At 54.2% G+C, this 12755-nt stretch carries 13 protein-coding genes; 2 read left to right on the forward strand and 11 right to left on the reverse strand.

Annotated elements, in window-relative coordinates; all coding sequences use genetic code 11:
• Nucleotides 1-27: 27 nt before the first annotated feature.
• From B4O97_RS10400 to B4O97_RS10420, 5 genes are all read right to left on the reverse strand, one after another.
• Nucleotides 28-969, reverse strand: a complete 942-nt coding sequence (locus B4O97_RS10400) for a CobW family GTP-binding protein (protein WP_083050619.1) — start codon at nt 967-969, stop codon at nt 28-30.
• Nucleotides 966-2318 (reverse strand): uroporphyrinogen decarboxylase family protein, encoded by a 1353-nt coding sequence (locus tag B4O97_RS10405; protein ID WP_083050621.1) that lies wholly within the window; start codon nt 2316-2318, stop codon nt 966-968. Before B4O97_RS10405 ends, B4O97_RS10400 begins: the two co-directional genes overlap by 4 nt.
• A gap of 161 nt (nt 2319-2479) precedes the next feature.
• Nucleotides 2480-3115: a corrinoid protein gene (locus B4O97_RS10410; RefSeq protein ID WP_083050622.1), complete on the reverse strand. Its 636-nt coding sequence runs from the start codon at nt 3113-3115 to the stop codon at nt 2480-2482.
• 140 nt (nt 3116-3255) lie between these two features.
• A complete protein-coding gene (locus B4O97_RS10415; protein WP_083050624.1) occupies nt 3256-4536 on the reverse strand; it encodes a PocR ligand-binding domain-containing protein in 1281 nt (426 codons plus the stop codon).
• Between the two features lie 25 nt (nt 4537-4561).
• Nucleotides 4562-6403 (reverse strand): ASKHA domain-containing protein, encoded by a 1842-nt coding sequence (locus tag B4O97_RS10420; RefSeq protein WP_083050625.1) that lies wholly within the window; start codon nt 6401-6403, stop codon nt 4562-4564.
• 148 nt (nt 6404-6551) lie between these two features.
• On the opposite strand from B4O97_RS10420, the gene B4O97_RS10425 reads away from it, so the two are divergent.
• Nucleotides 6552-7310, forward strand: coding sequence for a sulfite exporter TauE/SafE family protein (locus B4O97_RS10425; protein WP_158084255.1), 759 nt, complete (start codon nt 6552-6554; stop codon nt 7308-7310).
• Between the two features lie 12 nt (nt 7311-7322).
• On the opposite strand, the gene B4O97_RS10430 is transcribed toward B4O97_RS10425, so the two are convergent.
• Nucleotides 7323-8150 (reverse strand): PTS sugar transporter subunit IIA, encoded by an 828-nt coding sequence (locus tag B4O97_RS10430; protein ID WP_083050628.1) that lies wholly within the window; start codon nt 8148-8150, stop codon nt 7323-7325.
• The gene (locus tag B4O97_RS10435; RefSeq protein WP_083050630.1) at nt 8150-9400 is read right to left on the reverse strand and encodes a cation:proton antiporter; all 1251 of its coding nucleotides are present in this window, start codon (nt 9398-9400) and stop codon (nt 8150-8152) included. The genes B4O97_RS10430 and B4O97_RS10435 overlap by 1 nt, the downstream gene beginning before the upstream one ends.
• Nucleotides 9401-9518: 118 nt before the next feature.
• Here B4O97_RS10435 and B4O97_RS10440 point away from each other — a divergent pair, with 118 nt between their 5' ends.
• Nucleotides 9519-9887 (forward strand): PilZ domain-containing protein, encoded by a 369-nt coding sequence (locus B4O97_RS10440; RefSeq protein WP_083050632.1) that lies wholly within the window; start codon nt 9519-9521, stop codon nt 9885-9887.
• Here B4O97_RS10440 and B4O97_RS10445 read toward each other — a convergent pair.
• The 4 genes from B4O97_RS10445 to B4O97_RS10460 all read right to left on the reverse strand — a co-directional run bounded on the left by B4O97_RS10445 (nt 9884) and on the right by B4O97_RS10460 (nt 12729).
• On the reverse strand, nt 9884-10597 hold the full coding sequence (locus B4O97_RS10445) for a GIN domain-containing protein (protein ID WP_083050634.1): 714 nt from the start codon (nt 10595-10597) through the stop codon (nt 9884-9886). The genes B4O97_RS10440 and B4O97_RS10445 overlap by 4 nt on opposite strands.
• A 119-nt stretch (nt 10598-10716) precedes the next feature.
• On the reverse strand, nt 10717-11106 hold the full coding sequence (locus tag B4O97_RS10450) for a GntR family transcriptional regulator (protein WP_083050635.1): 390 nt from the start codon (nt 11104-11106) through the stop codon (nt 10717-10719).
• Nucleotides 11096-11878 (reverse strand): hypothetical protein, encoded by a 783-nt coding sequence (locus B4O97_RS10455; protein ID WP_083050637.1) that lies wholly within the window; start codon nt 11876-11878, stop codon nt 11096-11098. The genes B4O97_RS10450 and B4O97_RS10455 overlap by 11 nt, the downstream gene beginning before the upstream one ends.
• Nucleotides 11875-12729, reverse strand: coding sequence for an ABC transporter ATP-binding protein (locus tag B4O97_RS10460; RefSeq protein WP_083050638.1), 855 nt, complete (start codon nt 12727-12729; stop codon nt 11875-11877). Before B4O97_RS10460 ends, B4O97_RS10455 begins: the two co-directional genes overlap by 4 nt.
• Nucleotides 12730-12755: the final 26 nt, after the last annotated feature.

The raw sequence follows: 12755 nt of genomic DNA on the forward strand, positions 1-12755 counted from the left end.
ATACAGAAAGGCCCATCGGAATTAATATCAGCGCAGGTGTACTTCCGTCCCGGTTTCGTCCTTCCAGAGAGAAGCAAAACCTTCAGCGACCTCCCCGTCTCCCGGAACGATAATTACAAGCCCCAGAACCGGGGACTCCCCCTCCCGGTGATCGCAGACCAGGTTTTCGTCCACACAGTCGACGAGAAAGTAACCACCCTTCCGTGCGGGGAGTGCGCCTTTAATCCGGAAGGCTTTCTGCGCCGCCCGCCGCAGAAAGCCTTCCAGGGCCTCCTGCAGAACAGGTTCGGAGGAATGAAGATAATAGCTTTTGGGCCGGCCGGAACTGCCCCAGCCCATATATTCCTGTTCGGGTTCACGGATCTCAGGTTTTCCTCTCAGGGCCTGCTCAATATCCCTCAGTCCGATTTGCCCCTGGGAAGCGAAAAGCAGCGGAACATCAGGACGAAGCTCCCGCAGCAGGGATTCCGTGGATGCGATCTGCTCAGATGACATCAGGTCGGTCTTGTTCAGGACCACCGCGGCGGCATACGCCACCTGCTCCCGGATCGCCTGAACGGTCCGGCTGAGAACGGGGTAGCGGGGCCCGTCGACAATGCATATGAGTCCGGCGAGTTCGATTCTGCCGGCGCTGGTTTTACTGATTCCTTCCACCATGTCTTTCAGGGTCGAGGGTTTGGAAAGGCCAGAGCACTCGGCGAGAATGAGGTCCGGACCCCTTTCGGCAAGCCGGATAAGGCTGGAGGCCAGAGGAGCTGCAAGGCAGGCACAGAAGATCTGTCCGTTGTTCAACTCGAAGATCTCCCCCGAGGCGTCCTGCACCCTGGAGGCATCTATACCCACGGCACCGAACTCGTTGATTATAAGCCCCGCCCGGCGTCCGTCGAGGCTGTCCAGCAGGCTGTTCAGGACCGTCGTTTTACCGGCGCCGAGGAAACCGGCGATAAAGTAGAGGGGAACCGGTTTCATTTTTCCAGCAGGCCCTCTATTTCCCTAAAGAGTTCATCCCGGCTGGGAATTATGGAGGAGTATTTCAATTCGCCGTTGATATAGATGCTGGGAAGCTGCTTGACCCCCATGGCACCGCAGCGGGCTATATTCTCGGGAACAGTATATTTGTACTCCACCACATCGATTCTGTCCCCGTAGTGCTCCTTGGCATCCAGGGCGGAGGCCATCATGTAGGTACAGGCGGCACAGGTGGCGGAATCCAGGGTAAAGACCTCGATAAGGGGCCTCTCCAGGTTAGGATAATCCGGCAGTTCTCCCTCGAAGACCAGGTCCTCCTTGGTGTAGTTGGCAACCATGGTTCGGGTGGCTTCCGTGTTATGGACGGCCTGTTCGGCGGCGATGGTGTTTTCGATGGGGGTGGCATAGGGCATATCGCAGCCCGGGGAGATGATCAGGTTATCGTGGGAGACGGAGTCCATGAGGTCTATGACGGTCTTCATGTTATCCTGCTGGTTGCCGAAGAGCATAACTGAGGTAAGGGGGATGTTTCCTGCCAGCACCACATCATACCTGTCGGTAATCTCCTTGGCCGTCGCCAGGTCTACATTCTCGTCCACGGAGATATTGTCCGGTTTTGTGCGGCACATGGGTTCGATGTTGTTCGTGGCGTTTCCGCAGACAAAAAACGACGAAAAGGCCCCCCGGTCGCGGATGCAGTCGAAGAGTTCGGTAAAGGGTTTTTCCATGAACTCGGCAAAATGATCAGGCGAGATCTGCGAGATGAGGGGATCCACCGCGGCTATAACGTCCATCCCGGCATCGATGAAGTATCCCGCCAGGACCTTCGCCACCCTGTTGGTATACTCCAGCAGCCGATGGACATACCCGGGGTTCATGATCATATCCATGAAGATATTGGTCCCCCGCAGATGAGATGCCAGGGTAAAGGGGCCGCAGAGAAGGCCATAGAGGGCGGTAGTATCCCCCACCCGCTGCTTCATCTGCTTCATGGTTTCGATCTCGAGGGCCAGGCGACCGTCCGCGGCGGCGGGAATGGTATCGGGGATCTCGTCGGTATCCGCCAGGGGGTGGGTTTTAACGGTGGGAGGAGAGTCTTCCGCCCATACGAGCTCACAACCCAGAATCTCAGCCTCAATCTGCAGGTCGAACATTACCGGCTGTCCGTCGGGTTTGTAGATTCTGTTGACCTCCAGCAGGGATTCAAGAAGTTTTGCCCCCTCCGTGGAAACCTCCCGCGCCGTATAACCCTTCAGCTTTCCGGCGTGGACACCGGCGAAAGGAACCCAGGGGACGGTATCGGGGTAGTTATTTTTCATGACCGCGTAGATGCGCTCTTTTCCTGTCATTGCTCCTCCATTCTTTACTGCCGTAATCCCATCCTAATGGAGGGGACCCTGTTTCTCTTGTAGTTTTTTCCGATCCTTGGAATTTTCAGCTTCGGTTGAACACGCAGGCAATAAAAAAGCCCGATCCTGGGACCGGGCAAAAATCTGTTTTCAGTTCCGATTCAGCTTGCGCAGGCGGCAACAGCCGCTTCAGCGGCGGATGTGGCATCAGCGGAGTAGATATCAGCACCGATGGACTCACAGAAGTTCTGGGTAACCGGTGCGCCACCGACCATTATGGTAATGGAGTCCCGCATTCCGGCCTCTTTTACCGCCTTTACCACGTTCTCCATTTCCGTCATGGTGGTGGTAAGAAGAGCCGAGCATGCAATTATCTGCGCCCCCTCTTCCTTTGCGACGGTTACGAACTTTTCGGTAGCCACATCAGCTCCCAGGTCGATGACTTCAAGACCCTTGCCTTCCATCATTATTTTAACCAGGTTCTTTCCGATATCATGGAGGTCGCCTTTTACGGTTCCCAGTACAACCTTGCCCTTTCTGTCTCCCGGGCCGCCAACCATATGGGGTTTCAGGACTTCGATTCCGGCGTTCATAGCTCTGGCAGCGATAAGAACCTCCGGTACATATACTTCATTCTTCTTAAAGCGCTCACCGACGATGCCCATTCCGAGCATGAGACCTTCGTTAAGGATCTCCTTGGCACTGGAACCTTCATCCAGCGCTTTCCTGCAGAGATCTGCAACCTCTTTGGCCTTTCCCTTCTGCAGCATTTCAGAGATTTCATTCCAGTCAGCCATTCCGTTCTCCTTTTGTGTGTGTCTGACATTATCCAATGCCTGTTAGCCCGCGTATTGAAAAAAATGGATTCTTTTTGAATTTTCTTTTGACCCTTTCTACTATTTTACCACAAATCCCGGAATTATACCTTACAGTTATTCTAATGTATCTCCTGGTTCTCTCCTGCAGATCTGCCCCGGGACTCCCGATACCTGCCGGGGGTCACACCGGCTATCTTTTTAAACACCTTGGAGAAATAGGACTGATCCTCGTACCCGACCATTGCCGCCACATCGACGAGGGGAATGCTGGTATTGCGAAGAATATTCCTTGCTTTATCTATCCTGTACCTGTTCAGATAGTTGTTGAAACTCACCTTGAGTTCTTCCTTGAATACCTTGGAGAAGTAAGCAGGAGACAGGTAGACCTCCCTGGCAACGGCATCCAGGGTAATCTTTTCTGCAAAGTTCTGGTGAACGAACTGGACCGCCCGGTAGATGGCATCGGCATGCTTCACCTCCCGCAGATCGAAGACGAAATCGGTAAAACGCAGCATGATTCGGGAGAGCCAGGCCGCCAGATCGTCAACGGAACTGAAGGTGTGAATCTGTCTCAGGTATTTGAGGTTGAGCCCGAAAACCTGCTCAACCTCGGCCCCCCCTTCGACGGCAGCCCGGGAGAGCAGTACCACCAGTTCCAGCACACGGGATTTGACAACTTCGAAATTCCTTCCTGCGGAAAAGAATACACTCCCCAGAATCTCGTTCAAGAGACGCTGGGAGCCCTTCTTGTCGCCCTGGGAAATCAGCCGGAGAAGCTCTCGTTCCTTCTCGAAGGGGTAGCTGTGAGTCTCCGCATCCTCCAGATCCTTGATATACTGAATGTACTCACTGATCTTCGACTGCTGCTCCAGGGCCTCGGTGGACACCAGAAAACGGGAGTCCCCCTGAAAAGAGAGATGTTCCGCGGACACGGCTAGAAGCTCGCTCAAGGCGGTTACCCTGTCGGGAGAAACCTGTCTGACAGTTCTGAGCTCCCCAAGGATCTGTTCAAGACCCTCGCTGATTCCGTACTTGCGTGTCAGCTCATCCAGGACTTCCTCCGGTTCAATCATTAAAACCGGCCCCCCCACAAGGACGCCCTGCATGATTCCGTCGATTACGATGGGAGAGGCCCAATGGACCAGGGAGACCGGGCAAAAATAGATGTACTTGCCACCGAAGCGTTCAGCCTGGTACCCGCCCCAGAGATGCACCTGCCGGCAGTTGAGCCTCTCCTTGAGAAGAGGCTGCAGGGCCGAACAGAACCTGCAGATATCTCCGGGATACAGGGTATCCCCGGTATTGTCGATTACCGAACACCCGCAGCCCGTGGCCTTGGCGTAAACCCCGGCGAGCCGGCGGGCCTGTTCCCTGTTAAGTTCGTGTACAGCAGAATCCATGGTTACGGAAAACTATAGCAAGTTTTCAGTGTTGGGAAAAGAACATCTGTTCCACGTACTTTTCCTGGAAACTCATACTCCCCGAAAGCTCCACGTAATCAACCTGCCCGGCGAGTTCCTGAACATGTTTGAAATCCCGGGCCGAGAGAAGCACCCGCAAGGCCCCGGCCCCGGCGGTATTGCCCGCCGGAACAATACGTTCGGTCAAAGCCCCGGGCAGAAGTCCTGTGGCCACGGCACTCTCTATATCGATGAAGCTGCCGAAACCGCCGGCCAGGTGGACCCTGCTGATTTCCTCAGGGCCGATACCGTATTCCTCCAGAAGAACCTCAATCCCCGCCGCAACGGCGGCCTTTGCCAGCTGTACCTCCCGTACATCCTTCGCGGTAAAGAGAAGATCATGCCCGTCCCTGCGGCGGGCGATAAAAAAGCCTTCCTCCCGTACGCGGGCACGCAGATCCTCCGGAACATCCCCGGGGAGCTCATCCGGCGGCAGCAGTCTGCCTGTCTCATCCACAAGCCCTGTCCGTACCAGAAGAGCCATAAGGTCGATAATACCGGAGCCGCAGATGCCAAGGGGCAGATCGTCCGCGATGGTGGTCCATTTCATTTCTTCCGCCGGGGAGAGAAATACTCTGTTGATCGCTCCGGGGATTCCCCCCAGTCCGCATGAGATGGTGGCGCCTTCAAAAGCCGGTCCGGCAGCGGTGGAACAGGCGACAATACGCCTCCGGTCACCCAGGACGATTTCTCCGTTGGTACCGATATCGATGAGCATTGCGGGCTTATTCTGCTCCCGGATTCCCGTGGCCAGCATGCCGGCCACAATATCCGCCCCGATAAAACCGGAAATTGAGGGCAGCAGAATCAGGGGTATCGTAAGGGGCAGTCGGGGCAGAAGTAGAGCACTGGACTCGATTCTCATCTCGGTGAAAGCCGGAATAAAAGGGGCTGCCGCTATAGTTCGGGGATCGATCCCGGCAAACAGGTGCATCATAACCGTATTCCCCGCAATGGAGACCCCCCGAAGATCCTCCCAGAGGATGTCAGCCTCCTCCACCAGTCGGTAAAGCATACGGGAGAGCTGACCGGCAATGGCCCTCTGCTGTGGCCCGGGTCCGGAATCGATTACCGCCTGTACCCTGGAGATGACATCTCCCCCCCAGGATTTCTGCAGATTCAGTCCCGATACGATCCCCCCGACCTTTCCGGACCCCAGATGAACCAGGTAGGCCACCACCGTGGTCGTTCCTATATCCACCGCGACACCATAACCTGGGCCGGCATCCCGGGGCAGTACTGCCCAGGGAAAACCGTCAAGAAGAGACAGGGTGAGACTGCTGCCTGTATCGCTGACCAATCCGGAAAGCCGGTTAAGCAGATGAAGGGGAAGCTTCACAGAACGATACTGTTCGTCCTGTTCGAGGGCTCTGGTCAGGGATTCAGATACCCGCACCGTATTACTGCGCTGGTCATCGAGGGAGGGAGGAGCATACTCAATCCTGACAGCCTGAAAGGGAGGATCAACTGTGCCCTCATAGACGGCATGATCGCTTACGATGGCTGCTCCGCTGGAGTTGAAGAGGGGGCTTACGACACAGTCTCCCTGCAGTGTAATCATGCAGGCAAGACGTTCCCCCTTTTCCAGAGTCAGGGAAGATAAAAAGCGCTTTTCCTGCGGTTCCGGGGCCGAAACCTCGCCGTCCACAAGGACCCTGCATTTTCCGCAGGTGCCTTTTCCGCCGCAGGGGGCATCAAAATCAAAATCATCGAAGCCCTGCAAGGCTTCAAGCAGGTTCGTTCCCCGGGGGACCTTCCGGACCTCTTCGATCCCCTCCCGGAGCATGGTAAGCTGTACAGTCTTCATTAGTGAAAGAGATTATCATTTGTCAGACACATTTGCTTGTACTTTTTTTTGAAAGGTGCAAAAAAGGCGGGGAAATGCGGCTTGACAGGTCACCGTCTATTGCCTAGGGTGCATAGATACTTTTCACCCTGAAAGGCGGATGATCTCGATGTTTGAATTCCTGCACTCCTTCAATCTTGACGTCTGGCAGTGGCTGCTGGCGATAATCGCGGTTGCCGGTATCGGCGCAAACAAAACAGGAATTGTGGGCATCAATCTGCTCTCGGTTGCCATCCTGGCGGCCATCTTCGGAGGAAAAGCATCAACCGGGGTTCTTATGCCCTTTCTCATCATGGCCGATATATTCGCCATCAGCCATTACCGCAGATCGGTCCGCTGGAAACACCTGTTTACCATTCTATTCTGGGCCCTGCTTGGGGTCTCTGCGGCTCTGTATGTGGGAGAAATCATTGCGGACGAGTATTTCAGAATAATACTTGCAGCTGTTATTTTTACCCTCCTTGCAATGACGGTTCTGAGTGAAATGAGCGGGAAGCGTTTTCATCCGAAAAAACACTGGTATGTTACAATTTTCATCGGACTTATCGGCGGGTTCACTTCCATGATCGGCAACGCCGCCGGACCTATTTTTACCCTCTATTTTGTCTCCTTACGGCACACGAAAAACGAATACATCGCCACCAGGGCCTGGTTCTTTTTTATCATCAACCTGATAAAAATTCCCCTTCATCTTTTTGTCTGGGAAACCATTAACCCCACAACCCTCAGTTTCAATCTGGTTCTTGCTCCGGCGATTTTCCTTGGAGCGGTAGCAGGAATACTCATTGTCAGGAGAATTCCTGAACGGGGGTACAAGGTCTTCATTCTGACGGCCACCCTGGTATCCGCAATCATGCTGTTGTTTTAAGACGCACCGGGTTTACATCATCTTCATGTTCCCCTTGTGAAAAGCAAGATCCAGGACCATGACCATGGCGCCCTGCTTCTTTTCCATATCTCCGGTAATTCCCTCGATTCCTTCAAGGACTTCATTTATTTTATCCTCCGGAACCAGGGCCATGATGGTACGGCTGCGGTTTCTGTCGGCTTTCATAAAGCCGATAAAATCAGCGAAGAGAGGTATGTTGGAGATAAACTGCCCCATTCCGAAGGATTCGATGATGGTTGCTCCTTCAATACCCTCCTCGATAAAGAATTCCAGCACATTGTAGAAAAAATCCTCCAGGTAGAGGTTGAGGATCAGAAGCTTCATCTTTTGCGCCTTCCCGCTCTGCTCCGCCGCTGCCGCACGGCTATGGCGGATAAAGGCCTCATACATTGCAGTCTCCGTGGGGGCCCTGAGAATCTCGTTTCGTATCGCCGGAATCCCCGCAATACGGGAAATCGCCGCCAGGATCTGCAGATGCTCGTTAACCGCAGACGAAGGTCCGAGGATTACAAAAATGAGCTTTACCTTCTTTTTGTCCAGGGAATCAAACTCAACCCCTTTTGGGGCCACGGCGAAAAAGACCAGAAACTCATCCATCTCATCCAGCCTGGCATGGGGAATGGCGATCTCCCCGCCGAAGGCGGTGGATCCCTGCTCTTCTCTTTTTTGCAGGGCCTCGAAAACATCGTCCTGGGAGAGGGTTTTCAGCTTCTCGCTCTTATGTGCAAGCTCAGCAAGCTTCCTGAGGACTTCCTCTTTCGTTCTGCCCTTCAGGCCGAGTTTACAGCATTTTTTCTCGGTGAGTTGATACAGTTCCATCAGGCCTCCATTTCGTTGCCCCGGATCAGGGCATATTTTGAGATCGGCGGGCCGATAAGCTCATTGATAAACACGGACAGCAGGATAATATTAACCATGGTGTCGATAATCACAATCTGCTCAGGAGGCAGGTAGGAAACCAGGGGAGATGCCTGAATCATGAGAACCAGCCCTATGGCGACTCCCGCCTGGGGCAGCATACAGAATCCCAGGTAGGTACGGATTGTTCCCCGGACCTTCCCCAGAAGGCTCCCGAAATATACGCCGGAGTACTTTCCCAGTGCCCGGAACAGGATATACCCCCCTCCCAGCAGTAGGATCTTCGTCTGTATCAGGATTGCGGGCTGCAGCTCCGTTCCGGCTATCACGAAAAAGAGGGCATATATGGGCGGAGTCAGAGGTTCCAGAATACGAAAGATACGGTGATTCGAGGGGGAAAGGTTGATAATAACCGCCCCGGCGGCCATGTTCGTCATGAGAGGCGAGAGCTCAAAAATGACCGACACGGCGGTGGCAAGGAACACGAAACCCAGGCTTATTATCATGATCTCGTTGCTGCTCTTCTTCCGGGTAAAACGGTGAATAAGAAAACCCGCCACGGCCCCTGCCGCCAGAGAAAGCAGAACCTCCCCCAAAGCATGGATGATTACCAGGACTGCACCATGATCGGCTCCGGAGACACCAAGAAGCCCCGAAGCCATGGCAAAACTAAGACCGAAGAGTATGACCGCCCCCGCATCATCGAGGGCTACAACCCCGTACAGGTAATCGACGAAAAGTCCCGTCGCCCTCAGGGACTGCACAATCGCGACGGTCGCAGCAGGTGCGGTAGCCGAGGCTATGGCCCCCAGCATGAGGGCGTAGGGCAGGTCAAAGCCCAGGAGAGTCATGCCGAAAACCACGGCACCGAAGGAGGCAAGAAGCTGAACAATGGTAATAATTACCACCTCTTTACCTACCCGCTTCAATTTTACCCAGTAAAACTCGCCGCCGATGGTCAGGGCAATAAGCCCCAGGGCCACTTCTGTAACAATCTTGAGGTTTTCTCCCATGTGGTGGGGAACTATGCCGGTAACGGTCTCTCCCATAATCAGGCCTGCGACTATGAAGCCGGTGATTTCCGGCAAGCGAAACAGGGAGGCGAGCTTTCCTGTAAAATATCCGATAACCAGGAGCATTCCCAGGGTAAACAGGGCATGGTTGCTCATTAAATCGCGGAATTCGACTAAAAAAGAGATCAGAGTTTGCATTACAACCTCCCGCGTTCTATATATATACTATCGCCGGGAGGCTTCTTACGCAATGAAATTACAGTTGTAATATTGACAGCGCCTGTCTCCCTGCGCATAGTTTAAGAAGAGGTTTATTATGGATAAAAGAAGGTTTTCCCGCACAGGTTTCCAGACATCCGGAGAAATCCTCCTGGGGGACAGACGCATTGAGGTATCGGTAATCGACCTCTCCCTGAAAGGTGCGCTCTTCTCCTCGGATGCCGATATCTCCGTCGGCAGCGCTGTTGAGCTTCTGATACACCTCTCCAACTCAGAACTGAGCATAAACACCGAGGGAAAGATCGTACACCGGGAGGGCAGCAAGTACGGAATCCGCTTCTCCAGCATCGATGCGGAGAGTATGATTCACCTGCGCAGCCTCATGGAATACAACACCGAAAATTATGACAAAATCGGCTCGGAACTGGCCTTTCTGTTCCACGAAGAGGATACCGAAGAGAATTAACGCCGATGGACCGCGGCGAATCCATCGGTACGGACCGTCTGCTCCGAGACACTTCCGCTGTATTTGACGGAACCGAATCCTGCAATCTTTCCGCTCAAACGCCCCCCCATCAGATGGAGTTCCACGTTGGATGCTCCCGCCAGGTTCAGATCAACATTCATGAAACTGCTGTCGGATAGATCGATGTTGGAAGCTCCCGCGGTCCTCAGACTCAGGTTGTTCGCCTCCAGCCCGATACCCCTTACGTTGGAGGCTCCGTCGAATACAAGCTCGAGCCCGTCGCCGCTGAAATCGCGAATTTCAGCGTCAGCTGCTCCCTCGACCATAAGCCGAGTCAAGGTATCGAGTTCCAGCTCAGCCCGGAAGGGCATGTTTTCTCCGGGTTTGAAATTCTTTCCAAGACTCAGCTGCAGTGTATCCCCCTCCCTGCTCGTCCTGAGCATATCCCGGGCTTCCACGGGCAGGTTCAATTCTCCCCGGTTTTCCGACCCCTGCTTGAGACGTATCTGCCAGCCTCCGGTAAAATGGAGGGAACGGATATCCGCTGTATCCAGCGGAACCGTAACCCGCTCACCGCTGTAATCGAGGCCTGGTCCGCTTACAATTTCAAGGTCCCTGCCGACATTAACCCGCAGCAGGAACAGGGAAACAATAATTACAAGCACCGCAAGGGCTATTCCTGCGGCCAGCAGCAGGCTGCTTTTTTTCATTTACTTCTCCTCTTTCACGGTCGCCGTCGGGCAGAAGCCCTCCGACTCCGCTCTGCCTTCGTTCAGGACCGGCAGAGCCGCTCCTTCACTCTTTCACGGTCGCCGTCGGACTTTCGTCCTCAGACTCCGCTCTGCTTCGGTCTGGTATGTTCTTCCTTGTACTTATCGTAGTACTCCCGGACCTCGCGGAAATCGATGTCCAGCACCTCCATGGAATGAAAGACATCCGGAAGGGTGTGGCGAAGAAAGTTCTCCTTCCGGGAGGCCAGCACCCTGTTCCGGGCCCCGATGCTGACGAAATATCCCAGGCCCCGCTGGTTATGGATTATCTGCTCATCCTGAAGCTGTCCGTAGCTTCTGAGCACGGTATTTGGATTGACCTCCATTGCGGCGGCCATGTCCCTCACCGAGGGGATCCTCTCTCCCTCCGGGTACTTTCCGTTCAGGATCATGTCTCCCATATAGTCCCTGATCTGCATAAAGATGCTTCGGGATTCATCAAAGCGCATTCTTTACTTCCGCCTCCCGGACCCTCAGGTATGTAATCAGCCAGCAGAAGGGCGCCGTGAGCCAGAGATAGAGGGTCTTCACTATCCTCAGAATCAGCTCTCCCGTCTCGAGGGTGTTTCCAAAAAAACGGTCTCCCACATGAATGCTCATATCAAAGGAGAAAGCCTCGTGAAAGTAGGAGCCAAAGATAATTCTGGCGGCGATAAGAGAGAAAAGCCCCAGGCTTATTCCAAGGAGACTCAGAAATAGTACGGACTTGAGAAACTGATGACGGCGAAACCAGGCGCCTCCTGCGAAAAACAGGGACTGCAGAATAATATAGTGATGAACCGCGCGCAGCAGAACCGGTGACAGAGGATTGAAGAAGGCTCTGAACTCCCCGATGACAAGGAAGCGCAGGATTTCACCGACCAGAACACCCACAAAGAAAACAAGGTTGATGTACAGCCACCAGCCCGCAGAAGCGGCAAGAAGACGGGAAAAGAACTTCTCTTCCGTGGATGCCGGAAGCATCAGCCAGTCGTGGCAGGTATCCCGGGAATGCATGTTCCTGAAGGTTCCTGCGGCCGTCAGAGCGCCACCGGCGAAAAGAAACATGAGAAAAAGAGTGTTCATATACTCGGTTCCGCCGCCCCGGAATCCCGTCAGAAGAAGAAGGACCGCCACCGAACCGGCAATTGCCAGGGCGCTGAAAACAAGGGAGTGCAGGCGCATGAACTCTTCCCGCTTTGTCAGAAGCAGAAAACGTCTGATATTGAAATACTCATTCATACCCTGTCCTCCTCTCTTCCGGGCTGCATGATTGCTGCAACATCTTCACCGCGTTCAATTACCATATTGAAAAAGACCTCCAGATCCACATGGGAGTCATACCCTTCATGATTCCTGCGCACCACCGAGTATCCTCCCGGGACCCTTTCGAAATAGAAAGCCTCCTGCGGCAGAGGTTCGGTTGTTTCCAGACTCATGTGGAATTTTCCTGCGATGGAATCGATGGCCCCTGAGAAAAGGATATGTCCGGAATCGAGAATAATCACCGGATCGATCAGGTTCTCCATGTCCCGGACCTGGTGGGTGGAAATCAGTATTGTCTGGTCCTCCCCCAGGGATGATGCCGCCAGGCGACGGAACTGCCGTTTGGAGGGGATATCGAGACCGTTGGTCGGTTCATCCAGAATAAGAAGGCGTACCCCGGAGGCAAGACCGAAGGCCAGCAGGAACTTCTTTTTCTGTCCCAGGGAAACCTGCGAGAGGGCCCACGCCGGATCGACCTGAAACCCCTCACATAGATCGAAAAAGCGTTCCCTGTCAAAGCGCGGATAGAACGGTGAGTTCAGCGCCACGTACCGTGTTCCGGTCAGCCGGGGTACCGGAAATTCCTCCGGGAGGAAGTAGATGTCCCGGAGCATTCCGGGCTGCCGCAGGCGGGGATCGAATCCAAGGACATCCAGGCGCCCCCCTGACGGGAAAAGCTGGCCGGAAATCAGGCGCAGCAGGGAAGTTTTTCCCGCCCCGTTTTTACCCAGAAGGCCGTAGATCATCCCCGGTTCCAGCTCCAGATCCAGGTTGCGGAAGAGGCCTTCCCCGGAGTACCCGAAGGAGAGCTTTTCTATTGTAAGCATCGGCAGATTCTCCTTAGTCAATTAGT

The organism is Marispirochaeta aestuarii, assembly GCF_002087085.1.
Lineage (GTDB): Bacteria > Spirochaetota > Spirochaetia > JC444 > Marispirochaetaceae > Marispirochaeta > Marispirochaeta aestuarii.

Bases quoted from the DNA above. Each gene is read 5' to 3' on its own strand.
- B4O97_RS10440 (WP_083050632.1), top strand. From the start codon at position 9,519: ATGGATAAAAGAAGGTTTTCCCGCACAGGTTTCCAGACATCCGGAGAA.
- B4O97_RS10425 (WP_158084255.1), top strand. From the start codon at position 6,552: ATGTTTGAATTCCTGCACTCCTTCAATCTTGACGTCTGGCAGTGGCTG.
- B4O97_RS10400 (WP_083050619.1), bottom strand. From the start codon at position 969: ATGAAACCGGTTCCCCTCTACTTTATCGCCGGTTTCCTCGGCGCCGGT.
- B4O97_RS10405 (WP_083050621.1), bottom strand. From the start codon at position 2,318: ATGACAGGAAAAGAGCGCATCTACGCGGTCATGAAAAATAACTACCCC.
- B4O97_RS10430 (WP_083050628.1), bottom strand. From the start codon at position 8,150: ATGGAACTGTATCAACTCACCGAGAAAAAATGCTGTAAACTCGGCCTG.
- B4O97_RS10435 (WP_083050630.1), bottom strand. From the start codon at position 9,400: ATGCAAACTCTGATCTCTTTTTTAGTCGAATTCCGCGATTTAATGAGC.
- B4O97_RS10415 (WP_083050624.1), bottom strand. From the start codon at position 4,536: ATGGATTCTGCTGTACACGAACTTAACAGGGAACAGGCCCGCCGGCTC.
- B4O97_RS10410 (WP_083050622.1), bottom strand. From the start codon at position 3,115: ATGGCTGACTGGAATGAAATCTCTGAAATGCTGCAGAAGGGAAAGGCC.
- B4O97_RS10445 (WP_083050634.1), bottom strand. From the start codon at position 10,597: ATGAAAAAAAGCAGCCTGCTGCTGGCCGCAGGAATAGCCCTTGCGGTG.
- B4O97_RS10420 (WP_083050625.1), bottom strand. From the start codon at position 6,403: ATGAAGACTGTACAGCTTACCATGCTCCGGGAGGGGATCGAAGAGGTC.
- B4O97_RS10450 (WP_083050635.1), bottom strand. From the start codon at position 11,106: ATGCGCTTTGATGAATCCCGAAGCATCTTTATGCAGATCAGGGACTAT.
- B4O97_RS10460 (WP_083050638.1), bottom strand. From the start codon at position 12,729: ATGCTTACAATAGAAAAGCTCTCCTTCGGGTACTCCGGGGAAGGCCTC.
- B4O97_RS10455 (WP_083050637.1), bottom strand. From the start codon at position 11,878: ATGAATGAGTATTTCAATATCAGACGTTTTCTGCTTCTGACAAAGCGG.